Source organism: Waltera intestinalis (assembly GCF_009695995.1).
In the GTDB taxonomy this organism is placed as follows: Bacteria; Bacillota; Clostridia; order Lachnospirales; family Lachnospiraceae; genus Acetatifactor; species Acetatifactor intestinalis.
In genome coordinates this window covers 32,250-56,677 of record NZ_VUMU01000006.1, presented here as the reverse complement: position 1 = coordinate 56,677, position 24,428 = coordinate 32,250, and the positions used below count along the sequence as shown (strand labels likewise).

Below are 24,428 nucleotides of genomic sequence, written 5' to 3'. Positions count from 1 at the left end.
GTGAGCGAAATAGTAATGCCGGAGTGCATGAAACAAAGAAGAGCAAAGTTATTAAATGCCACGTATGAATATTTCCTTACTGTACTTGAGATGGACAGAAACGAGGCAGCACTGCGGTTCCCCATGGATGAACAGCTGATGTGGGTACTCTTTGGGTACGCAGACACCATGCTGGAACGATTATGGTTCAACGTATGCTATCCGGACATCTATGTGCAGGATGGGAAGAAGATATTATGTAATACAACGCATTGCGGATGTAAGACCTGCCATATCAGGGAAGCATCCAGAATATCAGAACAGTTAAAAGATGTAATAGAAAATGCAGGGTTTTGCATAGTCAGCGAGGATATCACCGGTATAAAAGTACGGGATTTCAAGGATGACGAATGCACCATATCTATTACAGCAAAGAAAAATTCATAGAAACAGGCGGGAAGGCGGTATTTATTTTATATCACCTTCCCAAAATGGAAGGAGCAAAAAGAATGAGTGAACAGACCTATATGTATGAGCAGGAAACAGCCGTAGCAGCATTACACCAGGTGGAAGGATTCGATCCGAGAAAGTTTATGCGCCTGATACAGAAGGAAGACCAGTCATCCAGATATTACTTGGATGTAGCTTATCGGAAACTGTGGTTTCGCCTCTGCTATCCGGAAGGAAAGATCGTGAAAACGATCCGTAGTATCACGGAGAAGATGGCGATTGTGGAAGCTAAGGTATATTTAAGCAAGAATGATCCGGAGGATTCCTATGTTGCCAATGCATTTGCGCAGAAGTACCGCATGGATGATTCAGAGATCGGTCAGAAGTACGTGGAACTTGCGGAGACGGCAGCTGTGGGACGGGCATTATCGGATGCCGGTTTCGGACTTCAGTTTGCAGACCGTGAAAAAGAGATGGATCCGGAAGTAACGGAGGCACCCATTGATGAAGAAGTGATGGCAGGAACCCCAATCTGTCCGGAGAACATTCAGGAGGAAGTTTTTGGGAGCAGTGTTGGAGAAACCCTGATGGAAGATATGATTCCGGGACAGTGTGGAATTGAGGATTATATCCCGATGCCGGATGAGATCATGCAGGTGGAGGAGGCTTCAAAAGAGGCAGCACCGCAGCCCAAGGCAGCACCACAGCCCAAGGCAGCACCGCAGCCCAAGGCAGCACAGCAGCCTATGAAGAAGCCAGAGCAGACACCACAGGAGCAGTTCATGCAAAATAATGTGGCTCCGGAGTCCACAGTTGGCATTACAAGGGATATGCCGGTAAATGACATCTACGGAAAGCTTACCAGAGATTTAGCGGTAAAGGTGGTAGTTTCTGCCGGATGTTACAAGGGTAAGACTCTGGGGCAGATTGCAGTAGAGAAGCCTGGATCCTTACAATGGTATGTGGATTCCTATAAAGGTCCTGATAACCTGCTTCGTGCAGCAGCAAAGTATCTGCTGGATCAGGCACTTGCACCTGCCTGCTAAAATATAGGGCCCCACATTTTGTGGGGCCGATAGAAAGGAGAGGTACAGCAATGCAGGATTTTCCATTTACGATTCGTGACGTTGCAAGTGTGATGAATCTGCGGATCAGACACCGGAATACGGTAAGCCTGGATGTGGACTGTCCGCTTTGTGACGACCACAAAGGGAAAATGAATCTGAACTTTCAGAAGAATGTATTCCGTTGTAACCGGTGCGGTGAGAGCGGAGGAATGCTAAATCTGTATGCGAAAGCATACGGGGTAGATCTCCAGACCGCCAGAAAAGAGATCATTGAGGCTACCGGTGGAAGTGCATTTAAGAGAGAGCAGATCCATAGAAGAGAGATAGAAAGCACCAAGCCGCAGATCACAAATGCCGAAATGGCGGAGGATGCCGTAAAGCATAAGACTTATACCAGGCTGTTTGAGATGCTGATCCTGGCAGACTGTCACAAAGACAGTCTGTTAAAGCGTGGATTCACGGAAGAACAGATCGAAGCAAATGGGTATAAGAGTACTCCGGTATATGGCTATAAAAAGCTTACCAAGCGACTGATCGAGGAAGGATGCACGGTAGAAGGCGTTCCGGGATTTTACAGGGATAAGGACGGAGAATGGACGATCTATTTTAACAGAAAAGCCTCCGGTTTTATGATCCCGGTGAAAAATCCGGATGGACTCATTACCGGCGTACAGATTCGGTTGGATCACCCTTACGATGGCAGAAAGTATATCTGGTTGTCCAGCGTCAACTTTGAAGGAGGGACGACTTCCGGAAGCCCTGTGCATTTCGTGGGAAAGCCGGGAGATAAGACGGTATTTGTTACGGAAGGACCATTAAAAGGAGATCTGGCCCATGCGTTATCCGGAAGAACCTTCCTGTGTGTTCCCGGAGTCAACCAGTCAGCAAACCTGATGCCAGTCTTAAATGAGATGAAAGAGCTGGGAACCAGGTTCCTCTATGAAGCCTATGACATGGACAAGCTGCTTAGACCGGTCTGCCAGGGAGATTACAGTGAAAACTGTAAGGAATGTCCCTACTATCGTAAGGACTGGAAGAAGCAGCGGATTCCCTGTGAGAAAAAGCAGATCAAACGGGATAATATCAACCGTGGCTGCAATAAGCTGGCTGAGATCTGCAAGGAGCTTGGACTTCAGGGTAAGACGCTTACCTGGGATACCGATACAGACGGTAACTGGGCAGAAAACGTGAAAGGCGTGGATGATTACCTGGTTTCCATTAGTAAGTCCAAATTTAGGGAAATTTAATTGCCCTATCCCTTTTGTATTGGGAAGGAAGTAGACAGGATGAAAATGGTGTATATAGTGATCTGCTGTTGCTGCAATGGGGATGAATATTTTGAAATTGATTCTGTTTGGACATCCGAAAAGAAAGGCAGAAAAGAGATGCGACGAATTAAATGAAAAAGGTGAGAAATAACTGATAGAAAAATGTGGATGCGAATTATGCGAAGTACGGAGTGAAATTGTATGCACGTAAAGCAAATCCATGGTACAGAGAAAAGGAAATGTGACAAGCGAATTATACTTACGGTATATTTACACAGTAAGTAAAGTAGGGTATATTTATATCAAGAGTGTAATTCCTGTCACGTGCACAACAGGTAATTGGTTGCGGTGGGTAAGGGACCCATGCAGGAACCATGTGGCACTCAAATAAAAAAAGAGCCGGCTCCATGTACGTTTCGGACGTTAAGCCAAAGGATCTGATGATGTATCAGAGGCACTAGGCCCATGGCAAGAGGCTCTTTTTTTTATGGGTATGATTAAAATTATCTTGGGGAGTGAACTTCGTCAGAATCTTTACTTTTTAAGAGCGCGTCAAGCATCCCATCAACGGAAGTGAAGGATGGATACTGTTCAGGATGCTTACGCATTTCGTCTACTTCTTTCATGGCAGCTATTGTTTCCTCATTGGGAAGGTCATAATCTTTAGAGATTCGTTCAGTATTCATCATAGTATTATTCCTATCAAAACGGTTTGCATAATATCCTTAGTCATCTATTAAAAGGTTTACTTCGGTCGCCATGATCAGATGATTATTCTCTACTCTGCAATTTATTATAAAACGGCAATTCAATATCTTCTGTGTTACATCGCCTGGACAGGTTTCTGCCAATATAGAATTATCACTTAAGATGGTAACTTTGGTATCAGGATAAATAAAGATAAAAAATCATATAATCGCATCGCATATATCTATATAATATCGTATCTAACTTTAATGTTATCATAACACATCTGCACTCATCCAGCATACGAAAAAATTATGGCATTCATTCAAGAAAATTTTAGAATCCTGTAAGAAAGCAGACCTCTAATACGTATATATAATTATAGAACACGTAAAGGAGAGATGATATTATGACATATCAGAAAATTACGATCCCCCTGGATCATGGCAACCGCAACATGAAAACAGCAGAAGAGGTATTTACTTCCGGCCTTGTGGAGAGTAACTTAAAACCAGTGCTCGGAGAGTGCCTGCAATACAATGGGAAATACTATTCCCTTACGGGAGAACGCATCCCTTATATGAGGGACAAGACCCTTGATGACAGATTTTTTATCCTTACCCTGTTTGGCATCGGGAAAGAACTGGAAAGACGTACGCAGCCGCAGAAGGATACTGTATATCAGGTAGAACTTCCGGTGGGACTGCCACCGAAACATTATGGGGCACTTTATGAGAAGTTCGGGCAGTACTTTGTAAGACCGGGTGTACAGCGGTTTACCTTTAACAAAAGAGAGTACCTGGTGCAGATCACAAAAGCGGCCGTTTTCCCCCAGGACTATGCTGCAGCAATGACGATCTATCCGCAGATTGCAGCATATAACCGTGTGGTAACCGTGGACATCGGTGGATTCACTTTGGATTATCTGCTACTTCGGGAGGGAAGACCGGATCTGTCAGTATGCGATTCCCTGGAAAAAGGTGTCATTACGCTGTATAACCGGATTATCTCCCGTGTAAGCTCCGATTTCGATATGCTCTTAGAAGATACGGACATTGATACGATTATTCTTGGCAAAAACAGTGATTACAGCGACAGCGTAATCAGACTGGTAAAGCAGATGACAAAGCAGTATGTCGATGATTTCCTGGGGGCATTCAGAGAGAGAGGAATCGATCTAAAAACCGGATGCATTGTGTTTATCGGCGGTGGAGCGAAATTACTCAGGGAATACTTAGAGAATACGGACAAGATCGGAAAATGTGTTTTTGTAGAGGATATCTGTGCAAATGCAAAAGGATATGAAATTTTGTACCAGGTACAGAAAAAGAGTGGCAGGTGATTGCCATGGCTGCAGAAAAGAAAAATCCGTATGTGATGACGATAGGATTCCGTAAGAATAACCCCGAACATATCCAGGTTGCAGAGTTCCTTAATTCCCTAGAACGGGAAAAGGCACAGTACATTGTAAAAGCGGTTCTTACTTACAGGACACTGGAAGAGAAGGGAGAAGTACCGCAAACAGGTGGGGCAGTGTCCTATGATTATGAAACAATTAAAAGCATTGTGTTACAGATCATGCGTGAGCAGGGTGCTGATGGGAAGATACCTGCGGTGCAACCAGAAGCAGCTTCCTTATCGCCGGAAACAGAGCCGAAGGAGCAGACAATGGAAGAGGATCCGTTAATAGGCTTCGACGAATCTGCGATGCAGGGCATCATGGCATCCCTCAGTGCTTTTCAAAATAATCAATAAAAAACCGGCAGATACAAGTTATGTGTGTCTGCCAGTTTTTGTTTTATATAAAATATTAAAATTGTGAGAGAAAGACAAGGATCAGAAGGCAGATGCTTGCGAATCCAATCATATAAGTCAATACTTTTAGGGTGAGCTTTAACAGGTTGGCAATGTTGATCGGCTTATGAAAGGTAACGTATACTTTTTGCCCGCATTTAGGGCATTCATAAGAATAATCAAGAATGCAATATTCTCTAACTTTTATACCAAATTTATAACCACATTTTTGGCAAAAGCGAGGCACTACAACGATATCCTGTGCTACCGAAGAATAAGGTGTGGATGGAGGAACCGACTCCTTTTTCTTCTTGCTATGTAGACTGAAGTCACCATCATAATCAGTTTCTTTTTTCTTGTAATCTTCCCAATACCAGTCACGATCTTGTATGCTCATGTGAAATATTCCCCCTTTTTTAATAGAACAATATATTGATTTCAGTATAACATAATTGACACTATCTCTAAATAATAAATTCTCCGGTATAGAGGTTTATAAAGTGATCCAGACAGAACGGGACAGGCGAAGCCCCGCCAGTACGCTGCTCCAGTTCAAAAGGGATGTTGTCAAGTCTTCCATAAACTGTTTCAGGAATCACTCCGTTTAAGATCAGGTATCCTAAAATTCTTTCCTGCGAGGCAAGATCTGTTCCGTTTAAGTAAAAACAGCATTGTCCCGCGTCTGCATCCGTGTACTTGCTTTCGGGTACGATGTGTTCAGCTACTGCATCCTGGCAGATCCGGGCAATCCTTGATCTGTCAGAAAATGTACATACCCACTTTCCATAAGCATCCGAAGCGGTGGGATAAGATTCCGAATCTCGATACGTGATCCAAAAAGAGGTCTTTTTACTTTCCATGTGTATTCCTCCTCATCATACAGCAAAGCCATTACGTTGTCATTTGTGTCTGTTCCTGCCTGCACTCTGTGAAATAGGGACAGGTAGGACAGAAGCACCGGTACCCAGTCCGGTGATGAAGCTGGTTGTTGATCCAGTAGATCAGTTTGCAAAAAATCATAGTAGTTTTCCTTTCTCGGATTGTGTGAAATCTCTTGCTTTTTATTGATTTACACTGAGAATAGCACTTTATGTGTACGGTATATAGGACACAAAAAATGCTAGTTTTATAGCATCAGAAGAAACAGAGTTTAGTTGATGATACGAAAGAAAAGGAGCGATATATGAATCATATTGTTGTGGATCTTGAAATGAATATCATAGGGAAAAAACATCCTGCAAGAGCGATCTGGCGTCAGGAGATTATTGAGATCGGAGCAGTGCTGATGGATGATAATCTGACGGAGATAGCAGCATTTCGCACCTACGTAAAACCTGAGTATAGCGACAGGATACATCCTGATGTGGAGAAGATTACCGGAATTACCTATTCAATGGTGGAAAATGCACCTTCTTTTTCAGAGGCCTTTCATATGTTTACAGACTGGTGCCTGGGAACCGGAAAAGAATTTACGATCCATGCATGGAGCGATTCTGATTATGCCCAGATAACGCATGAAATGATCCTGAAGGAGTATAGACCGAGTAAAGAGGAAGAACTTATAACAGATATTCCCTGGCAGGATTTTCAGCGTACCATAGATGATTATCTGGGATTTGAACGCCAAATTTCATTACAGAAAGCACTGGAACTGGCTGGAATTGATTTTAATGGTCATGCACATGATGCGTTGGATGATGCAAGGAATACAGCAAGACTGCTTTCGGTGTATCAGGATCCGGTGAAGATCAAGGAGGTACTGGAGAAGATCAGGGAAGTTATGATTCCGACACCGCTTGGTAATTCCATTGGAAATATGTTTGATTTTTCAACACTGGTTTTTGAGTGATATAAAAGAACGTAAAGAAACACTGGATTATTTATGCTTATCTGATGCTTGAAATGGAAGGATAAAATATAGAAAATGAACTATCCGATTTTGGAAAGAGGTAGGCTATAATGATATTGTTCGAGCATGGCAGAAGCAATATTGCAGATGAAAAATATCATTATAAAGGAGTAGAGGGTATGGATTCAGGTGAAAGAATTGAACTTCATATTCATAGTAAGGAAGGTGGAGATTCCACTTTATATGCCGGAGAGGTCATAAAGCAATTGGATGAGAGGGGAATACCGGCAGTAGCGATAACGAATACTTCCAGCATTTTCTGCTTTCCGGAAATTGAAACGGTTCTAAGATATGGAAAGTATAGAATACGGCCTATTTATGGGATGGAAATGCCGGTAGTGAATGGAGAGAATACGAAGTATAGTATCAGCATTTTGGTAAGAAATGCTGAAGGACTTAAAAATTTGTATGCACTGGTATCTGACAATGCCAGTATAGAAGAGTTTCCTATATATCGGTGGGAGGAAGTACTGAAATACAGAGAGGGACTGCTTATCGGCTCCGGAGTAGAAAACGGAATTATCTATAAGATGATTAAGGAGAATGCATCTTCAGAAACTCTGAAGGAAGCATTGTCTGTATTTGATTATGTGGAGGTCATTCCTTTTGAAAAATACCGGTTGGCCAATTTGAAAATCATTGAGATATGTGAGGAATTAAAGATCCCAGTGGTAGCAGTCAGCGATGCACACTATATTGATCCTGCGGACCGAATGGCATATCAGGTTATCAGCCATTGGCGCAAAAAGGAAAAAAGTACAGAAGACTATCGTTTCCTAAGCACGGAAGAAATGTTGAGAGCCTTTTCTTATCTTTCGGAAGAGAAGGCGCGAGAAATAGTTATTAAAAATACGCACCGGATTGCCGGTATGTGTGAAGCGGTGCCTATTATTCCGAAAAAGAAATATTTTCCGAAACTTGAAAATGCTGAAGAAATCCTACGCAATGATTGCTACGAAAATCTAAGTAATAGATATACTACGGAAGCGGGAAGAAAAAAAGCAGAGGAAAGACTGGAGATAGAACTGGCAGCATTACATAAGACGGAAATGGAAAGCTATGTTCTGTTAGTAAAGAAATTATTGAATCAATGTAATCTTAGGAGCTGTGATATTTCTCTAAGAGGATCAGCAGCTGGATCTATTGTGCTGTATCTTATGGGAATCAGTGAAGTGGATCCATTAAAATACGGGCTGGATGCGGAATTTATTTTTGGAAATGGAAATGATCGTGAAATAGACATTGATATCAATGTCGTTGAGAGCAGACATGAGGAGATACTTCAAATACCGGGAACATTACCCGGAGTGGAAACAGCCGTCAGAGTAGGCGCTTTTATGACAATATCTCATGCAATGGCAGAAGTTCTGTTAGAAGACTACGCGTATGACACGGGACATTATATTCCTGAGAATAAAGCAAATGAAATGATATTAAAACTGGAAGGAAATTTCGAGTGTAGAAAAAAGCATCCCGGTGGAATGATATTATTTCCCAGTGGTTGTGACTACCGGAGTATTTGTCCATTATCCATGACTTCGGATGGAACAATAATTGAATATTATGAGAATTATTTTATGTCGCACTCTTTTATAAAACTTGATCTGATAAAAAATGATTCTCAAGAAATGTTACTTAGATTGGCACAACAGACTGGGATGGATTTGGCAGAAGTACCGGTGAATGCCAGTGAAGTATTAGAGCTATTTACTCCGGATGAGAATGGAGAAATAACTAAGTGTGAGGATCTGCCGGAGTTTCATTCGGAAAAAACAAGAGAAATTGTCAAAATATTAAAACCTTCCTGCTTTGAAGATTTGGTAAAGATATTCACACTCAGCCATGGAACAGGGTGTTGGGAAGAAAATGGACAAGTACTGGTAGAAAAAAAGCACTTTGGTAGCAAAGAGTTAATAGGAAGCCGCGATGATGTATTTCATTATTGCTTAAACCTTGGAATAGACCGGAAAACTGCATTTGAGATTAGTGAAGCAGTAAGAAAGGGAATCGCTTCGCGTGGTAGAAATACAAAATGGTCGAACTGGAAAAAGCTATTGATACAAAGTGGAGCGGAGGAGTGGTTCATCTGGTCCTGTGAACAGATATATTATCTTTTCCCCAAGGCCCATGCGGTTTCTTATATGATCGTGAACATGAAATTAGGGTGGTTTAAAGTCCATTATCCAGAGCAGTTTCACAAGGTTATGAAACAGTATCAGGATGAGAGTTTCTTTTAGAACAGAGGGAGATCATAGCATGATTGATTATGATATTATCGCCTCTCGTATCAGGGAAGCAAGGAAATTGAAAAAGAAAGTTTCTCAGAAGAAAATGGCTGAAGATCTGCAGATGTACCAACCAGATCTGAGTGCGCTAGAAAACAATAAGCCTGGATGCGGAATCCGGGATCTGGCGAAACTGGAAATGATAGCCGGCTACCTTGACATTTCCTTAAGGTATCTTTTGTTTGGAGAGGGGGAAAAAATAGAAAAGGAAGATGATTTTACATAAAAATAGTACATACCGTGCAGAGAAAAACAATATACAGCGGATGGATCGGAGAAAATAAATAATGTAACTGACCTGGAAATAGCACACTTATAAGTCCGCTTTATAGGATAATAACTGTGCTATTTTTATACTAACAAACAAAGCCTTAGTTTTAAGGAAGGATGGGATTTATGAATAACGGATATGATTTCAATGCTCACCATGACAGCCATTGTGAAGGACCTTATTGCAACTGTGACAACAGAAATTATGGACACAGTTTTGATTGTTCCGGAGTTGTTGCAGCAATTTGCGTGATCCTTGCAATTTTAGTATCGCTGATATTTCCGCCACTTGGATTTATCATCTTCTGGGGATGGGTGCTCTGCTCAAAGTAGGACCGGGCAGATCACTATAATACGGCGTGTTATCGTGTGCTATCTTTTTCCAACAGAACATTTTGGTATATTTCAGCTATATTCTGGTGATCGCGGTTACGATCTTCATGAGCAGGACCAACGCCGGACTGAATCTCCGAATCATCGGTGAGAATCCGGGAACCGCGGATTCGCTGGGGATCAATGTCACGAAGTATAAGTATTTAAGCGTTCTGATATCCGGATTCTTATGCGGCATTGGTGGAGCTTATATCTGTCTGGTGACGATTCCTACGTGGCAGAATAATATCGTAGGAGGAAAAGGATGGATTGCCGTGACACTGGTTATCTTCACCAACTGGAGTGTGAAAAATGATTTCCTGGGAGCCATGCTGTTCGGCATCCTGACGATTCTGGGAATCTATCTGCAGAAATACAGCCTGCCGATTTCTCAGTATTTCTTTGATATGTTACCCTATCTCATGACAAGCCTGATCATGTGTCTGGGTGCCTTTAATAAAAAACGTACTGTGGGAGAGCCGGAGAGTCTGGGTGTCGCTTATTTCCGAGAAAGCAGGTAGCGTTATGGAACTATACAGAGGAAATATCATTCATACCCCTGAGAGGGGCAGATTTGAAGCCCTGGAACATGGATATCTGGCGGTGGAGAATGGCGTGATCCGCGGGACTTACAAAGAACTTCCGACAGCATATTCCGGATATCCGGTCACGGATTACGGCGAGAAATTAATTATTCCGGGATTTCATGATATGCATGTGCACGCACCCCAGTGGTGCAACGCAGGAATGGGATTCAGCATGGAACTGTTGCCGTGGCTGAATGCCTATGCTTTCCCCGCAGAAGCCCATTTCGCCGATCCAAAGTTCGCAGAGGAAGAATACCGGAGATTTGTGAATGAGCTAATAAGGCAGGGAACCACCAGTGCGGTCATCTTCGGCAGCAGACACAAAGAAGCCACCCGGATTCTGATAGAATTGCTACGTAAATCCGGAATCCGCGCCTGTGTAGGCAAGGTAAATATGGATCGGAATTCCATTCCGGAATTACAGGAGACGACAGGAGATTCCCTCCGGGAGACTGAGGAACTGGTGCAGTGGATGCAGGAGACAAGACCAGGCACCGATGACCGGGTGCAGTATATGCTGACCCCCCGTTATGTACCCTGTACCACTTCTGAGCTGATGGAAGGTCTGGGACGGCTGGCACAGGAATACGATCTGCCGGTACAGAGTCATCTTGATGAAAATCTCAGCGAAGTGGCGTGGGTGAGAGAACTGCATCCAGAGCGGAAAAGCTTTGCCGATGTCTATGACTATTACGGATTGCTGCGACCCGGCAAGACGGTGATGGCTCACTGCATTCATATGACGGAGGAAGAGGTCGCATTGCTTCAGAAAAAGCGGATCACGGTAGCCCACTGTGCCATGTCCAATGCAGATCTGGCCAGCGGCATCATGCCTCTGAGAAAATATTTGGAGAAAGGTCTGGATGTGGCAATCGCTTCCGATATGGGGGGCTCTCATTCTGTGAATATGCGGGAACATATCGTGGATACCATCAAATGTTCCAAACTGTACTGGTTCTATCATAAAGAAGCTGCGCCGGTTACTTTCGCAGAAAGTTTCTCCATGGCAACGCTGACCGGAGAAAACTTTTTCGGGAAGACCGGATGTTTCAGGGAAGGATATGCGTTTGATGTCCTGATCATCAATGATGAAAGTATTCAGACGGGAATCGAACATGATCCGTTGGAGAGACTGGAACGATTTGTCTATCTGGGAGACAGCAGTTGTATCGAGAAACGTTTTGTGGCAGGGCGGGAATGTAACCCTGTATAAGATATCTTTTTTAGAAAAAAGGAGGTTTGCATATGTATGCCTATTCGGTTACAAACACGCTTTGGGTACTGTTTGGCACAGTATTGATCTTTTTTATGCAGGCAGGATTTGCATTGTTGGAATCCGGATTTACCAGAGCTAAAAATGCCGGTAATATCGTAATGAAAAATATCGTTGATTTTTGTATCGCAGCACCGGTCTTCGGGCTGGTGGGCTTTTGGATCATGTATGGCGGAACCGGGGTCATTCATGTGGAAAATGGCGTTCTGGCCAATGGAATTCCATTCTTTGTGTTTGTGGTGTTTCAAATGTGCTTCTGCGGTACCAGTGCAACTATCGTATCGGGAGCTATGGCAGAGCGTACCAAGTTCTCCGCCTATTGTGTCAGCTCCGCGATCGTATCACTTCTGGTATATCCCCTGTGTGGCAGATTGATCTGGGGGCAGGGATTTTTACATCAGCTGGGATACCATGATTTTGCCGGAGGTAGTGTAGTGCATATTGTTGGTGGCACGACGGCACTGGTAGGTGCTTATGTATTGGGACCCCGTATCGGGAAATATACCAAAGAGGGGAAATCCAGAGCGATTCCGGGACATAACCTGACTCTGGCAGCTTTGGGAATGTTTATTCTGTGGTTCGGATGGTTTGGATTCAATGGAGCGTCTACCCAGGGAATTGATTCTCTGGAACTTGGCATCAAGGCTGGCAAAATTTTCACAGGAACGACTCTGGCAGCAGCGTTGTCGGCACTGTCAGCTATGACCTATACATGGATCCGTTATAAGAAACCGGATGTATCCGTTACCATCAACGGAGCGGTTGCCGGATTAGTATCCGTGACCGCTGGCTGTGATGTACTAACTCCTGTAGGCGCAGCAATTACCGGTATCTGTGCAGGTGTATTCATGGCATTGAGCAATGAATTTATTGATAAAAAGCTGCATGTGGATGATCCGGTAGGTGCTGTGGGAGTACATGGAGCAGGAGGCCTGTTGGGAATATTGATGACCGGACTTCTGTCACAGGAGAACGGATTGTTCTACGGAGGAGGTATTCGGCCGTTTCTGATACAGCTTCTGGGCGCGGTATGTGTGATGACCATCAGCGGGCTTCTCATGCTGGCAGCCTTTAAGATTATTCAGAATACCATGGGACTGCGTGTTCCGACCAAGGAAGAGATTGCCGGGCTGGATAAGCTGGAGCATGGTCTGGCCAGTGCCTATGATGGATTTCTGTCTGTCAATGACAGTCACGGATATATGCCGGCGGAAAACAGGACCTATGATAATTCAACGATTCTTGAGGCACAGCTTAAGACCAGTGAAGATCCTACGGTTTCGGATTCTCCGATCACCAAGGTGGAAATCATCATGAAACAGAGCAAGTTCGAGGAACTGAAACAGGAGCTGAACAAGATCGGCATTACCGGTATCACGGTATCCCAGGTCATGGGCTGTGGTATGCAGAAAGGTTCGGAAGAATACTATCGGGGCAGCAGTATCGAGATGCAGTTATTACCTAAGATCAAAGTAGAGGTTGTAGTAGCTAAGGTTCCTGTGAAGGAAGTGGTGGATACCGCCAAGAGAGTACTCTACACAGGACATGTAGGTGACGGCAAGATCTTTATTTATAAAGTGAATAATGTGATCAAAGTCAGAACCGGCGAAGAAGGCTATGATGCCATGCAGAATGACGATTAATTTATGAAAAAATAATCTTATAAAACCGCTTACTGTAAAAAACAGCAAGCGGTTTTTCTGTGTACTTCACGCATTGGAGAAAACGGAAAATGACCATAGAAAAACAGCAGATCCCGCCAGATCTGCTGTTTTCTTCTGTGTATATGAGCGTGAAAAACACACTTCTATCAGAATTTTTCAGCGAAGCTCTTGTAATACTCGTCAAAAAACTCGTTAACCTTTTCCATGATCTTCTTCATAATATTCACCCTTAACCTTTCCAAGACAAATAAACTGTTGACTTTGTTGTTACGCTTAAGGGGTCAGGCCTGACTTCCTTTTGATGATTATAATTTACCATATTGCGCTTATAATGTGAAATACATATAATAAAAGTATAATAATACCTAAAAGGTATAGCAAGAACGTGAAAGAAAGGACCGGTGGAAAAGTATGGAATTGCGTCATATCCGGTATTTCAAGGCAGTGGCGGAGGAGAAAAGCTTCACGAAAGCCGCAGAGCAGCTGGCGATCGCACAGCCACCCTTAAGCCGTCAGATCCAGGATCTGGAGGCGGAGCTGGGGACGACATTGTTCCTTCGGACGCCCCATAAAGTGTCCCTGACAGAAGAGGGAGAGCTGTTCCTGCAGTATGCGAATCAGATCCTGGACCTGGTGAACCGGTCGGAGGAGGATGTCAGAGAGCGCAAGGAAGGACTGCAGGGGACATTATACATTGCGTCGGTAGAGGGCTGCGGCCCCAGACTTTTCGCGGAATGGATCGCAGGATTCGGGCAGAAACATCCCCATGTGCAGTATAATCTGTGGAATGGGAATACGGATGATGTGAACAATCGTGTGACGAAGGGATTGTGCGAGATCGCAATGATCACGGCACCCTACAATACGGAGGAATTCGAGGTCCTGCCGGTCTATGAGGAACCCTGGGTAGCGGTAATTCCCAAGGGACATCCCTTGTACGCGGAGGAAAATGACCCGGTGAAGCCTTCGGAACTGTTACCCTACGACCTGCTGATCCCTTCCCGAGAGTCCCGTAAGGGAGAGATCGACAAATGGTTCGAGGGAACGGGGCATGCACCGGTGATCCGGGGGCGCATCGCTCATATGATGAATGCTTATGAGCTGAGTCTGCACGGAGTCGGGATCTCGATTTATCCGGCATCCATTTCTTCCCTGATCCGGGACAAAGATGTCTGTGTGCGGGAAGTGGAGCATCCCGATGCCCATGCGTCCTATGCGCTGATCTGGAATAAAAATCATACCCTGTCCCATGTGGCTGAAGAATTTATTGCTTATGTAAAAGAAGAATCCGGACAGCAGATGTACTATGCCTGAATTAATGCAACAGATACGTCATTCACATTTGTGCCGGTAGCTCCTGCCTTGTCAAAAGAAAGGAAAGCCCTTATACTTGGAAGCAGGAGGAAAATACGATGAACATTACAGTATATCTGGGAGCAAATGAAGGAAATGATCCTTCTCTGAGGAAAGCTGTGCGTGAGCTGGGAACCTGGATCGGTGAAAGCGGTAACCGTCTGGTATACGGTGGATCCAAATCCGGTCTCATGGGAGAGATCGCGGAGAGCGTATTACAGGCAGGCGGCGAGGTGATCGGCGTGGAGCCGCAGTTTTTCATTGATATGGAATACCAGTATGATGCCATTACGGAGCTGATCGTCACGAAGGACATGACAGAACGCAAGACGAAAATGATCGAACTGGGAGATGTATTTATTGCTTTTCCCGGCGGAACCGGAACGCTGGAAGAGATCGCCGAAGTGATGTCCAAAGTGTCATTAAAGCATCTGGAGGCACCCTGCATCCTCTATAATCTTAACGGCTATTATGACAGCCTGAAAGCACTGTTGTCACATATGACGGAGAAGGGATTGTCCTCGCCGGAGAGACAGGAAGGCATTTATTTTGCCAGGGATCTGTCGGAAATCCGCAAGATCATAGAAAATCAGCGGAGCAATGCAACGACCACTCCGCCGGAAAATACACAAGGTATAGGAAATCAGCTAGGCTAACAGGTTAAAACACATAACTGCAATGCCAAGCACCACCAGGATCACACCGGTGACGCGGTTCAGGGTCTTGGGGGTCGCCTTGTTGGCGAAAAGTGCAGCGATCCGCGCCCAGATCAGGGTAAATACAACGCACAGGATCCATACCGTCCAGTCGGGCATGCCGCCGATGGCAAAATGGGAGGCAGCACCGGTAAATGCGGTAAATGCCATGATGAAGACGCTGGTTCCTACAGCGGTCTTCAGTTCATAACCCAGGACAGAGGTTAGGATCAACAGCATCATCATACCGCCGCCGGCGCCGACGAAACCGCAGATGAAGCCGATCAGCATACCGCATACCAGAGACTGGATGGCTCTTTTTTTCGCGGAGACGCCCTGCATGGCTTCCTTGGTGGTCATTACGGGACGGACGATGAATTTGATACCTAACAGGAAAGTCATGAACACGGAGAAATTCCCCATGGTAGCGGAAGGCACCAGGCTGGATACGTAGCTGCCTACGACGGTGAATACCAGCACGCTTCCCATCATGATCAGACCGTTTTTGATATCAATATTTTTGTTCTTCGCATAAGTATAGGCAGATATTGCGCTGGCGAGGACATCCGAAGACAGGGCGATACCCACAGCCATATAGGGATCCATGCCGAGGAAAGTGATCAGCATGGGACTGATGACGGCAGCAGCGCTCATTCCGGCGAAACCGGTGCCCAGGCCGGCTCCCATGCCGGCGAAAAAAGTGACAAGAATTGTGATTAAAATCTGCATTTATTTAGCTCCTTTCAGGATATTGTCCATATTTTCTTCCATGACATGAAGCATGTGGAAAAAGATCTCTTTGCTTGCCTCATCGGTGCCGTCGAGCAGAGTATCTTTGAAAATACTCTGTATCATGCGGCCTTTTTCGATGACATCCTGAGCTTTCTCCGTGCAGAACAACAGAGTCTTCCGACGATCGTCCGGAGCTTCTCTGCGTTCCAGATATCCCTCACGCACCAGCTTGTCCACATTGACGGACACCAGGTTCGCCTTGATCCGGCGGATCTCCACGACATCACTGGCAGTGTGATATTCCGGATTGTTGCCGAAGAACATGAGAATATCAAAAGCTGTCTGTGGCAGCTTTAACTGCTGGCACAGAGGCTTGCACATGGCGTTGTAAGCCAGATTGAATTTTTGCACGAATTCGATATCAGTATTCATTCGAAGGCTCCTTTTACAAAAATGAATATTTCAAATTTGAAATAAACGCTATATTGCATAGTATTACAGATAGTTTTCGAAGTCAATCATAAGATATTTTATTTCATAAAAAATTTATATTCATTATCCTATCGTAAACATCATTTCGATATGTTATAATTCATAATAGGGATGCTATTAAGAGACTGTGGGCATACAGAAGAAAGTGCCGGGAGGAGACATGAGTATCAATAAATATGATGAACAGAAATTCTGGGAGGAAGTGGACATCCTGTTCCCGGATATTGTAAAAGCCATTACTTCCCTGGCAAAAAAATCCTACATATCCATAACCAATCTGCGGAACGGCGTGACATGGTGGTCCGAGAAGGCGATGGAATATTTTGGTATGCAGGAGAACTACACCATTCGCGGACGAGAACAATCAAAAAGATCGATCCATCCGGATGATCTGGAGGATTTCCGCAGGGGATTCCGGGAGAGAGTTGCCGGGAAAAATATGGACGAGCCCTGGGAATACCGGGTGAGTGACGGAAGCACCTACAACCGGATCAGTGCCAGGGCGAAAATGCTGAATGATAAGGATGGAAAGCCTTTTGTGATCGTAATACGATATAACAACTACGGTATTTCCGACGAGGTGGATGCGACCACCGGATTGCATACGGAACCGGCGCTGGATCGGGAGATCAGGGAATTCCTGGAGGAAAGCGGACAGGGGGCACTGCTGAAGATCGGACTGGATCAGTTCAGTCATATCAATGTTATGTACGGTGCTGCTTTTTCGGATAAGATTCTGAATTGTGCGGCACAGGAGCTGTTGCGCCTGTTAAAGGGAAAAGGATATGTATACCGGCTCTCCGGTGCGAAGTTTGTGATCAGTTTTAAAAAGGTATCCAAAGCGGAACTGCAGCAGATATACGATGAGATTGTAGAAACTTTTGAGAATACAGAGGTAGAAGGGAAAAAGATCCCTCTGAAGGTATCTGCCGGCGCAATATTTATGGAACCTTATATGAAGGAGACAAATGCGGTCCGCAGCCGTCTGACTTACGCGTTGAACCATTCCCGGCTTGAGCATCATGGAGAGCTGGTGATTTTTAATGATGAGGTCTGTGGCAGTGACGAGAACCAGTTTGAACTGATCGGTGTGATCCATCAGTGTGCTACGCATAACTTTGAAGGCTTCCGTATGTTCTATCAGCCGATTGCCGATACGAAGACCGGCAAGATCCGGGGAATGGAAGCGCTGCTCCGCTGGGAACTGGAACCTTACGGGATGGTGTCTCCCGGTGTGTTCATGGAGTGGCTGGAACAGGATCCCTGTATTTTTGATCTGGGGAACTGGATCCTTCGGACAGCACTTACGGATGTACAGAAGCTGCGCAAGGAGACGGAAGGCTTTTTCGTCAATGTCAATGTGGCGGCGGCACAGCTGGAGCGCAGAGAGTTTCGCAATGCTGTTATGAATATTTTAAAAGAGACCGGTGCGAGGCCGGAGGAGCTTTGCCTCGAATTGACAGAGCGATGCAGAGATCTGGATATTCATTTCCTGCGTGGAGAGGTAGAATTTTTCCATTCCCAGGGGATCAAGATCGCACTGGATGACTTCGGAACAGGCAACAGTTCCTTAAGTCTGGCGCTGGAGCTTCCTTTTGATGAACTGAAGGTAGATATGAGCTTCATCCGTGATATTAAGCAAAAACCTCAGAATCAGGCCATGGTGCAGTCTATCGTGGATTATGCCAGGAGGACTAATACCGAGACCTGCATTGAGGGTATTGAGAATAAGGAAGTCAGCGACTATATTGAGCAGTTTGGATCTACCTGGCAGCAGGGATACTACTATTCCAAGCCGGTACCCATCGATCGGTTTGAAGAAGTGTTGCGCGAGAAATCAACCGAAAAAGAATAAGAAAATCTTAAGAAATTTGAATGGACAAACATAAGGCTTTCGAGATACAATGTATCTTAGAGTGTCGGTCGGATGACCGGTTAGAACAAACAGATGAAAGGAAGCATTCATGAAAAAGAAAGTACTTGCAGCAATTTTGATTGCAGTAGGTGTTCTGACAGGATGTGGAAACACAGAACCTATTTCTTCCCCTATCCAGACTGTGGAAGCAGAGCCTATTGCTACTGATATCCAGGAGGTTGAACAGCCCGGTGCAACAGAGGAAGTCAATGAGAATCATGACGGTATGTACCGCAGTGAGCTTACCAATGAATGGATCGATGAGAGCCTGAAGGATCAGCGCCCTATCGCCGTAATGGTAGATAACGAGAAGACCGCACTTCCTCATTTCGGTGTGGCAGATGCAGATGTAGTATATGAGATCATGAACAGTACCCTGAACGACAGAATTACCCGTTTCATGGTAGTGGTAAAGGATTGGGATAAGATCGAGCAGCTGGGCAGTATTCGTAGTGCCCGCCCTACCAACTTCATGCTGGCAGCAGAGTGGAACGCAGTTCTGTGTCATGATGGTGGCCCCTTCTTCATCAATGACTGGGTGGCAAAGGATTATTCCGCGAACTTCAGCGGCGGCTTTGCCCGTTACAGCAACGGTAAGGCAGCAGAGTTCACCGAGTATATCACTTACGATAAGTACACCAATACCCAGAAGGGCAAGACCTATGATGGTCTGAAGCAGCGTTTTGAGAGCTCCAGATATACCACGACTTACAATGACTATTATCAGGGACCTCACTTCAAGTTCGCAGATGCAGAGGTTACCTTTGCTGACAGAAATGATGCGATCAGTGCAACCACTATTGAGCTTCCCTTTAAGCATAACGGTTCTACTCTGAAGTACAACGAAGAGACCGGAACCTATGATTATTATGAGTATGGTTCTGCGCACAAGGATGCAGCAAGCGGCGAGCAGCTGACCTTTGAGAACGTTATCCTGCAGGATACCACTTTTGCAGATCTGGGCGAAGGTTACCTGATCTACAATGCGATCGATTCCGGACGCTCCGGTTACTATATCACCGAGGGTAAGGCGATCGAAGTGAACTGGACCAAGTCTTCCGAGAATGCGATCACACATTATTATGATGCGAAGACCGGCGAGGAGATCGAGGTTAATACCGGTAAGACCTACATCTCTCTGATTCCTTCCGATGGTTGGAACAATGTTGTGATCAAATAAATACAGTCATTATGATAAAAGTAATAAGATCCCTTCCGTGGTGTTATCACCGCGGGAGGGATTTTTAGTCCGATAAGATAACTCGTTCAGCGCGTCAACGTTTGATTTGATGTATATGTATGACAAAAAATAAGCGTTTTATATGCAATAACCCTAAAAATCTCATGGATATCACTGAAAACTTGACTTATAATAAAGCGTAGTAAAAAGGTTTAGGAGTAACAGAAATGAAGACTGCAAAAAAGTATAATCCGGATCTGATCCTGCATGGAAATCTGATCCGTGCAATATTATCTCTGGCGATCCCGGTGGTGATCAACAGCTTTTTACAGACCATGTATAATCTGACAGATACTTACTGGCTGGGGAAGATTGGCACGGAGCAGCTGGCAGCGATCAATCTGGTAACACCGATGCAGAATATCATCACGAATTTCGGCAGCGGGATCACGGTGGCGGGAGCAGTTCTCATTGCACAGTATATCGGTGCGGGGGAAAAAGAGGATGCCAGATCCATGGCAAATCAGATATTTATCTGTGCCATGGGGTTTGCGGTAGTCTGTGCAGCGTTATGCTTTCTGGGGACACCGGCGATCGTGAACTGGCTGGGTGCTGACGGAGGCACGGCATACTATGCGAGAGTTTACCTGCGGGTAGTCATCTGGGATATGCCATTTTTGTATATGGTGAACATATTCTCTGCGGTGCATCAGGCGCAGGGAGATACGGTGAGACCTATGTTATTGAACCTGGGAGGCATTACGCTGAATCTGTTCCTGGATCCGTTTTTTATGATCATACTGGATATGGGCACCGCCGGAGCGGCATTGGCGACACTTTTGGCAAAAGCGGTGCCTGCTACGGTGGCATTTATACTTTTGTGCAGACCGGAAAATGACATCTGCCTGAATCGCAGGTATATGCAGCTGCAGAGAGAAAAACTGGGCATGATCCTGAAGGTCGGACTGCCTACCGCTATCGGAGGCAGCACCATGCAGCTCGGATTTCTGCTCATGAGTAAAAATGTATTTGTCTATGGAACGGAAGCGATGGCAGCTTACGGTATCGGTAACAAGGTCAATGGTCTGATCACTCTGCCTTCCAACGCCATCGGCTCAGCGACTGCGACTATCGTGGGACAGAATATGGGAGCAAAACAGCCGGAGCGTGCAGAGCAGGGATATCGCTTTTCGATGTGGATATCAGTTGTATTTTTGTTCATTGGTGGTATGATCTTATCAAGAGATATGATCTCCACGGCGATCGTCAGTATTTTCTCCAAAGATGCAGCGGTCGTGGGAATGGCAGCAGACTTTTTGAGCGTGATGGCACTGTGGTGCTTTACCAACGGAGTATATAATACGACCTCCGGGCTGTTCCAGGGAACCGGACATACGGAAGTGACCATGGTAATCGATGTGACGAGACTGTGGGTATTCCGTTTTGTGACGCTGTGGTTCTGCGAGAGCATTCTGCATATGGGCGTGCGCAGTGTCTGGTATTCCGTGGTGATCAGTAACGGTATCTCTTCCCTGATCCTGTATGTTCTGTACCGCTGTGGTATCTGGAAGAAGACGCGGATCAAAGTGGGAAAAAATGCTATCTAAGGAGCACCATGGAGAGTAAGAAAAAAGTTAAGAAGAGTCGTCTGATATATATAAGCATCGTTGTAGTACTTTTGCTGCTTCAGGTCATTGCCTGGAACAGCAGAAGCTTCAGCGATGCTTATATTGCTTATATTTTCCCTATCTGGGTCAATACCTGTGGCAGGATCACGGGAAGCTTCCCGTTTTCTGTGGGAGAATGGATGATCGTGGCGGGGATCGCTGTTGTAATATCAGCGGTTCTGCTGGGAATCAGTATGATCTTTCCGGGATGCAGGCATTCGGCAAAGTATTGTCGCGGTGTTAAGAGGTATTTTCGGTTTTTTGCATGGGTGCTGCTATTCGTGTTTACGATCATGACTTTGAATTGTACGATGATCTATCATGGTTCTACCTTTTCGGAGAAGTATTTCGGAGAGGAAGAGGGGCAGCAGGATGTGACGCTGCAGGAGCGGACAGAGGAGCTGCTCATGATTTATAACGATATCGTGTCCCATTGCAATGCACTGAGCATGGAGATGGAGCGGGATGACAGCGGCGCCGTGGTATATTCCGGAGGTGTGGACAGCAAGGGGAATGCGGTGGATATGGCAGGGAAAGCCATCGATGCGATGCAGAACCTTGGGAAAAGCTATGCCCAGCTGGATGGTTATTATCCGAGACCGAAGGCTATGTTTTTCTCGGATTTTATGTGTCAGATGTATATGTGCGGGTACTATTTTCCGTTTTCCATGGAAGCAAATTATAATGATGTTATGTCTATCATGAAGAAGCCGGCGACTATGTGCCATGAACTGGCACATATCCGGGGATATATCTACGAGGATGAGGCAAATTTTATTGCATTTCTCGCCTGTGTGGAGTCGGATGATGCTGCATTTCAGTACTCGGGATATTTAAGTGTCCTGAATTATGTGGCGAATGATCTGTACAAGACGAGACTGGCGGATCCTGAGAGCTATGCGGCAGCCAGGGAGGCAGTGCGTCCACTGCAGGTATTGCAGCAGGTGCGGGAGGACAATATCTTCGTCACAGAGGCGGAATGGGAGAGGATCAACGGAAAAGCGGTAGTGGACACGGAGACCGTGGACAGTGTCTCAGATACTCTGACGGATGCTTCACTGAAGCTGAATGGAGTGCCGGACGGCATGATCAGCTACAACCGGGTAGTGGAGCTGTTGTTACAATGGTACGGCCAACAAGGGGAGTACTAACCGAAACATTTGTAGGAGATAGAGGAATAATTGCAAAAATTTAATTTTTTTTCTATTAACCACTTGACATTTGATCGGAATTTATGTAAACTACGATTGTTGTGACGCAGAGCAGTCATGAAATACAGATTGCAAGAAGGATTAAGTCGCGGGCCCAGATAGCTCAGTTGGTAGAGCAGAGGACTGAAAATCCTCGTGTCACTGGTTCGATTCCGGTTCTGGGCATTTCGCAGGACACCATTTATTAAAATGGCCGCCCTGCTTCATATATAAACATGCGGGTGTAGTTCAATGGTAGAACACCAGCCTTCCAAGCTGGATACGTGGGTTCGATTCCCATCACCCGCTTTTAAAAACCCTTGATTTTTCAAGGGTTTTTAATTTTCATGTTGCATTTCATGTTGCATCCATTCCAAAAAGGCGCGTCGATTCTCTTTAGTATCCTTTTTATCAAACAAAAGTCTCCAGGCATTATATTTTTCATAATTAAAAGTTTCGGAACCCGGATCAACAATGCCATCGAAGAAATTATCGATTGTATTATCCACTTCGATTCTGGCCTGTGGGAAAGTCTGAGTATATACTTTCTTCATTACTTTATCTGATTTCCACCCGCCGCGCTCCTGAGCGTATTTGTCCGGGATCTGCAACCATGCCATAACGGAAGCGTTCAGGTGCCGGAGATCATGGAAGGTCATGTGATGGAAATGATGCTTGTCCAGGAACTTGATCCATTTGTGATATAGCTGGCGGCCGTTGAATGGAACCAACACATCTCCTGGGACGGTATCAATCAGCTGCTTTATATAGGGTGGAATCCGATGCGTACGGTTGCGGTATTTATTTTTAGCGATTTCCTTGGTCACGGGGCGCCCATGTACGTCTACGACAACCTCAACGATTCGAATATAGTCTCCAGAGATCGATTTTGACTTGGTAAGTCCACGGACCTCTGACATAGAGAAACTGAGCCAGGCAGCAAGAAGCACAGCAAGTTCAATCTCGGTACCCTTGACGGCGGGCAGTAGTTCTTCAGCAGACAACAGATCCGGGACACGGTCCGGCACTTCCGGAAGTTCCACAGAGTAGACCAGTGCCTTGTGAAATTTATGTAGAGTAGCTGCAACAAGCCCCCACTCATTCTTTAAGCGTTTAGAACCGATGGGCTTTCGCTTATTTCGTCCGCAGGACATACGCTGTGATTCCATGTTTATGGCTTCCTGTAGAATTTCCTCATCGAGATCAGAAAGCTTCATATCCATAATGTCCTGGAAACCATATTTCTGAGTGCATTCATACTCCTGGATCGTAGTGGGAGACCGGCCAAGTAACTTACGTGACTCAATGTATATGCTGATGGCCTCATACAGAGTCATATCCAGCTTTTTCTCGGCAGAAGTCTTGTTCTGCTCATCTGCCTGCTGCTTTAGTTTTTCGGCTTTCGTAAGCTGGAACTGTGCGGCGAGAAATTCGGCTTCCTTTTTGGTGGGAGCAGTAAAGGACTCATAGATCCTCTGCATTTTTTGCTTACCATTAGAAAGGATAACTGGGGAGCCATTCGGATTATAAATTGGTTCTGAGTGACTGTAGGCCTTACAATTCCAGTTTCCGCTTGGAAGTTTATGTGCTTTTGCCATA

25 protein-coding genes and 2 tRNA genes are annotated in these 24,428 nt (G+C 45.2%); 20 read left to right on the top strand and 7 right to left on the bottom strand.

The window, feature by feature from the left end:
* The 3 genes from FYJ59_RS06780 (at nucleotide 1) to FYJ59_RS06770 (ending at nucleotide 2,743) form a co-directional block, all read left to right on the top strand.
* Nucleotides 1-426, top strand: a complete 426-nt coding sequence (locus FYJ59_RS06780; RefSeq protein ID WP_154496072.1) for a hypothetical protein — start codon at nucleotides 1-3, stop codon at nucleotides 424-426.
* A 62-nt stretch (nucleotides 427-488) separates the two neighbouring features.
* Nucleotides 489-1,475, top strand: coding sequence for a hypothetical protein (locus FYJ59_RS06775; RefSeq protein ID WP_154496071.1), 987 nt, complete (start codon nucleotides 489-491; stop codon nucleotides 1,473-1,475).
* Nucleotides 1,476-1,525: 50 nt separating this feature from the next.
* Nucleotides 1,526-2,743: a DNA primase gene (locus FYJ59_RS06770; RefSeq protein WP_154496070.1), complete on the top strand. Its 1,218-nt coding sequence runs from the start codon at nucleotides 1,526-1,528 to the stop codon at nucleotides 2,741-2,743.
* 524 nt (nucleotides 2,744-3,267) lie between these two features.
* On the opposite strand, the gene FYJ59_RS06765 is transcribed toward FYJ59_RS06770, so the two are convergent.
* The gene (locus FYJ59_RS06765) at nucleotides 3,268-3,453 is read right to left on the bottom strand and encodes a hypothetical protein (RefSeq protein WP_154496069.1); all 186 of its coding nucleotides are present in this window, start codon (nucleotides 3,451-3,453) and stop codon (nucleotides 3,268-3,270) included.
* Between the two features lie 407 nt (nucleotides 3,454-3,860).
* On the opposite strand from FYJ59_RS06765, the gene FYJ59_RS06760 reads away from it, so the two are divergent.
* Both FYJ59_RS06760 and FYJ59_RS06755 read left to right on the top strand, forming a co-directional pair.
* A complete protein-coding gene (locus FYJ59_RS06760; RefSeq protein WP_154496068.1) occupies nucleotides 3,861-4,793 on the top strand; it encodes a ParM/StbA family protein in 933 nt (310 codons plus the stop codon).
* Nucleotides 4,794-4,798: 5 nt separating this feature from the next.
* Entirely contained in the window at nucleotides 4,799-5,206 is a 408-nt protein-coding gene (locus tag FYJ59_RS06755; protein WP_154496067.1) for a hypothetical protein, read from the top strand.
* A gap of 55 nt (nucleotides 5,207-5,261) precedes the next feature.
* Here FYJ59_RS06755 and FYJ59_RS06750 read toward each other — a convergent pair whose 3' ends face one another.
* The 3 genes from FYJ59_RS06750 to FYJ59_RS14230 form a co-directional block, all read right to left on the bottom strand.
* Complete coding sequence (locus tag FYJ59_RS06750) at nucleotides 5,262-5,642, bottom strand: hypothetical protein (RefSeq protein WP_154496066.1); 381 nt, start codon at nucleotides 5,640-5,642, stop codon at nucleotides 5,262-5,264.
* 67 nt (nucleotides 5,643-5,709) lie between these two features.
* Nucleotides 5,710-6,105 (bottom strand): hypothetical protein, encoded by a 396-nt coding sequence (locus FYJ59_RS06745; protein ID WP_154496065.1) that lies wholly within the window; start codon nucleotides 6,103-6,105, stop codon nucleotides 5,710-5,712.
* A gap of 31 nt (nucleotides 6,106-6,136) precedes the next feature.
* Nucleotides 6,137-6,265, bottom strand: coding sequence for a hypothetical protein (locus tag FYJ59_RS14230; protein ID WP_268878530.1), 129 nt, complete (start codon nucleotides 6,263-6,265; stop codon nucleotides 6,137-6,139).
* A 163-nt stretch (nucleotides 6,266-6,428) separates the two neighbouring features.
* On the opposite strand from FYJ59_RS14230, the gene FYJ59_RS06740 reads away from it, so the two are divergent.
* The 9 genes from FYJ59_RS06740 (at nucleotide 6,429) to FYJ59_RS06700 (ending at nucleotide 15,614) form a co-directional block, all read left to right on the top strand.
* Nucleotides 6,429-7,094, top strand: a complete 666-nt coding sequence (locus FYJ59_RS06740; protein WP_154496064.1) for a 3'-5' exonuclease — start codon at nucleotides 6,429-6,431, stop codon at nucleotides 7,092-7,094.
* A gap of 110 nt (nucleotides 7,095-7,204) precedes the next feature.
* On the top strand, nucleotides 7,205-9,391 hold the full coding sequence (locus FYJ59_RS06735) for a PHP domain-containing protein (RefSeq protein WP_154496063.1): 2,187 nt from the start codon (nucleotides 7,205-7,207) through the stop codon (nucleotides 9,389-9,391).
* 19 nt (nucleotides 9,392-9,410) lie between these two features.
* The gene (locus FYJ59_RS06730; protein WP_154496062.1) at nucleotides 9,411-9,665 is read left to right on the top strand and encodes a helix-turn-helix domain-containing protein; all 255 of its coding nucleotides are present in this window, start codon (nucleotides 9,411-9,413) and stop codon (nucleotides 9,663-9,665) included.
* A gap of 170 nt (nucleotides 9,666-9,835) precedes the next feature.
* On the top strand, nucleotides 9,836-10,042 hold the full coding sequence (locus FYJ59_RS06725) for a hypothetical protein (RefSeq protein ID WP_118547776.1): 207 nt from the start codon (nucleotides 9,836-9,838) through the stop codon (nucleotides 10,040-10,042).
* 26 nt (nucleotides 10,043-10,068) lie between these two features.
* Nucleotides 10,069-10,602, top strand: a complete 534-nt coding sequence (locus FYJ59_RS06720; protein WP_328597216.1) for an ABC transporter permease — start codon at nucleotides 10,069-10,071, stop codon at nucleotides 10,600-10,602.
* 4 nt (nucleotides 10,603-10,606) lie between these two features.
* The gene (locus FYJ59_RS06715; RefSeq protein ID WP_154496060.1) at nucleotides 10,607-11,881 is read left to right on the top strand and encodes an amidohydrolase family protein; all 1,275 of its coding nucleotides are present in this window, start codon (nucleotides 10,607-10,609) and stop codon (nucleotides 11,879-11,881) included.
* A gap of 32 nt (nucleotides 11,882-11,913) precedes the next feature.
* Nucleotides 11,914-13,584, top strand: coding sequence for an ammonium transporter (locus FYJ59_RS06710; protein ID WP_154496059.1), 1,671 nt, complete (start codon nucleotides 11,914-11,916; stop codon nucleotides 13,582-13,584).
* A 432-nt stretch (nucleotides 13,585-14,016) separates the two neighbouring features.
* Complete coding sequence (locus FYJ59_RS06705; protein ID WP_154496058.1) at nucleotides 14,017-14,919, top strand: LysR family transcriptional regulator; 903 nt, start codon at nucleotides 14,017-14,019, stop codon at nucleotides 14,917-14,919.
* A gap of 98 nt (nucleotides 14,920-15,017) precedes the next feature.
* A complete protein-coding gene (locus FYJ59_RS06700) occupies nucleotides 15,018-15,614 on the top strand; it encodes an LOG family protein (protein WP_154496057.1) in 597 nt (198 codons plus the stop codon).
* Here FYJ59_RS06700 and FYJ59_RS06695 read toward each other — a convergent pair.
* Together FYJ59_RS06695 and FYJ59_RS06690 are read right to left on the bottom strand one after the other, a co-directional pair.
* Nucleotides 15,606-16,382 carry a sulfite exporter TauE/SafE family protein gene (locus FYJ59_RS06695; RefSeq protein ID WP_118551566.1) on the bottom strand — a complete coding sequence of 259 codons (777 nt, stop codon included), beginning with the start codon at nucleotides 16,380-16,382 and terminating at the stop codon, nucleotides 15,606-15,608. The two genes, FYJ59_RS06700 and FYJ59_RS06695, sit on opposite strands and share 9 nt — an antisense overlap.
* Nucleotides 16,383-16,817 carry a MarR family winged helix-turn-helix transcriptional regulator gene (locus FYJ59_RS06690; RefSeq protein ID WP_118551564.1) on the bottom strand — a complete coding sequence of 145 codons (435 nt, stop codon included), beginning with the start codon at nucleotides 16,815-16,817 and terminating at the stop codon, nucleotides 16,383-16,385. It lies immediately after the preceding gene.
* 220 nt (nucleotides 16,818-17,037) lie between these two features.
* Here FYJ59_RS06690 and FYJ59_RS06685 point away from each other — a divergent pair, with 220 nt between their 5' ends.
* From FYJ59_RS06685 to FYJ59_RS06660, 6 genes are all read left to right on the top strand, one after another.
* On the top strand, nucleotides 17,038-18,732 hold the full coding sequence (locus tag FYJ59_RS06685; protein WP_154496056.1) for an EAL domain-containing protein: 1,695 nt from the start codon (nucleotides 17,038-17,040) through the stop codon (nucleotides 18,730-18,732).
* Between the two features lie 109 nt (nucleotides 18,733-18,841).
* Nucleotides 18,842-19,972, top strand: a complete 1,131-nt coding sequence (locus FYJ59_RS06680) for a DUF3048 domain-containing protein (protein ID WP_154496055.1) — start codon at nucleotides 18,842-18,844, stop codon at nucleotides 19,970-19,972.
* A gap of 227 nt (nucleotides 19,973-20,199) precedes the next feature.
* On the top strand, nucleotides 20,200-21,579 hold the full coding sequence (locus FYJ59_RS06675; protein ID WP_154496054.1) for an MATE family efflux transporter: 1,380 nt from the start codon (nucleotides 20,200-20,202) through the stop codon (nucleotides 21,577-21,579).
* A gap of 8 nt (nucleotides 21,580-21,587) precedes the next feature.
* Entirely contained in the window at nucleotides 21,588-22,790 is a 1,203-nt protein-coding gene (locus tag FYJ59_RS06670; protein ID WP_154496053.1) for a DUF3810 domain-containing protein, read from the top strand.
* 152 nt (nucleotides 22,791-22,942) lie between these two features.
* Nucleotides 22,943-23,015 (top strand) — tRNA-Phe (locus FYJ59_RS06665).
* Nucleotides 23,016-23,067: 52 nt separating this feature from the next.
* A tRNA-Gly gene (locus FYJ59_RS06660) sits at nucleotides 23,068-23,138 on the top strand.
* Nucleotides 23,139-23,167: 29 nt separating this feature from the next.
* On the opposite strand, the gene FYJ59_RS06655 is transcribed toward FYJ59_RS06660, so the two are convergent.
* A complete protein-coding gene (locus tag FYJ59_RS06655) occupies nucleotides 23,168-24,427 on the bottom strand; it encodes a site-specific integrase (protein ID WP_154496052.1) in 1,260 nt (419 codons plus the stop codon).
* Nucleotide 24,428: the final 1 nt, after the last annotated feature.

Coding starts and splice junctions, on each gene's coding strand:
- FYJ59_RS06775 (WP_154496071.1), top strand. CDS start 489: ATGAGTGAACAGACCTATATGTATGAGCAGGAAACAGCCGTAGCAGCA.
- FYJ59_RS06770 (WP_154496070.1), top strand. CDS start 1,526: ATGCAGGATTTTCCATTTACGATTCGTGACGTTGCAAGTGTGATGAAT.
- FYJ59_RS06765 (WP_154496069.1), bottom strand. CDS start 3,453: ATGATGAATACTGAACGAATCTCTAAAGATTATGACCTTCCCAATGAG.
- FYJ59_RS06760 (WP_154496068.1), top strand. CDS start 3,861: ATGACATATCAGAAAATTACGATCCCCCTGGATCATGGCAACCGCAAC.
- FYJ59_RS06755 (WP_154496067.1), top strand. CDS start 4,799: ATGGCTGCAGAAAAGAAAAATCCGTATGTGATGACGATAGGATTCCGT.
- FYJ59_RS06750 (WP_154496066.1), bottom strand. CDS start 5,642: ATGAGCATACAAGATCGTGACTGGTATTGGGAAGATTACAAGAAAAAA.
- FYJ59_RS06745 (WP_154496065.1), bottom strand. CDS start 6,105: ATGGAAAGTAAAAAGACCTCTTTTTGGATCACGTATCGAGATTCGGAA.
- FYJ59_RS14230 (WP_268878530.1), bottom strand. CDS start 6,265: ATGATTTTTTGCAAACTGATCTACTGGATCAACAACCAGCTTCATCAC.
- FYJ59_RS06740 (WP_154496064.1), top strand. CDS start 6,429: ATGAATCATATTGTTGTGGATCTTGAAATGAATATCATAGGGAAAAAA.
- FYJ59_RS06735 (WP_154496063.1), top strand. CDS start 7,205: ATGATATTGTTCGAGCATGGCAGAAGCAATATTGCAGATGAAAAATAT.
- FYJ59_RS06730 (WP_154496062.1), top strand. CDS start 9,411: ATGATTGATTATGATATTATCGCCTCTCGTATCAGGGAAGCAAGGAAA.
- FYJ59_RS06725 (WP_118547776.1), top strand. CDS start 9,836: ATGAATAACGGATATGATTTCAATGCTCACCATGACAGCCATTGTGAA.
- FYJ59_RS06715 (WP_154496060.1), top strand. CDS start 10,607: ATGGAACTATACAGAGGAAATATCATTCATACCCCTGAGAGGGGCAGA.
- FYJ59_RS06710 (WP_154496059.1), top strand. CDS start 11,914: ATGTATGCCTATTCGGTTACAAACACGCTTTGGGTACTGTTTGGCACA.
- FYJ59_RS06705 (WP_154496058.1), top strand. CDS start 14,017: ATGGAATTGCGTCATATCCGGTATTTCAAGGCAGTGGCGGAGGAGAAA.
- FYJ59_RS06700 (WP_154496057.1), top strand. CDS start 15,018: ATGAACATTACAGTATATCTGGGAGCAAATGAAGGAAATGATCCTTCT.
- FYJ59_RS06695 (WP_118551566.1), bottom strand. CDS start 16,382: ATGCAGATTTTAATCACAATTCTTGTCACTTTTTTCGCCGGCATGGGA.
- FYJ59_RS06690 (WP_118551564.1), bottom strand. CDS start 16,817: ATGAATACTGATATCGAATTCGTGCAAAAATTCAATCTGGCTTACAAC.
- FYJ59_RS06685 (WP_154496056.1), top strand. CDS start 17,038: ATGAGTATCAATAAATATGATGAACAGAAATTCTGGGAGGAAGTGGAC.
- FYJ59_RS06680 (WP_154496055.1), top strand. CDS start 18,842: ATGAAAAAGAAAGTACTTGCAGCAATTTTGATTGCAGTAGGTGTTCTG.
- FYJ59_RS06675 (WP_154496054.1), top strand. CDS start 20,200: ATGAAGACTGCAAAAAAGTATAATCCGGATCTGATCCTGCATGGAAAT.
- FYJ59_RS06670 (WP_154496053.1), top strand. CDS start 21,588: ATGGAGAGTAAGAAAAAAGTTAAGAAGAGTCGTCTGATATATATAAGC.
- FYJ59_RS06655 (WP_154496052.1), bottom strand. CDS start 24,427: ATGGCAAAAGCACATAAACTTCCAAGCGGAAACTGGAATTGTAAGGCC.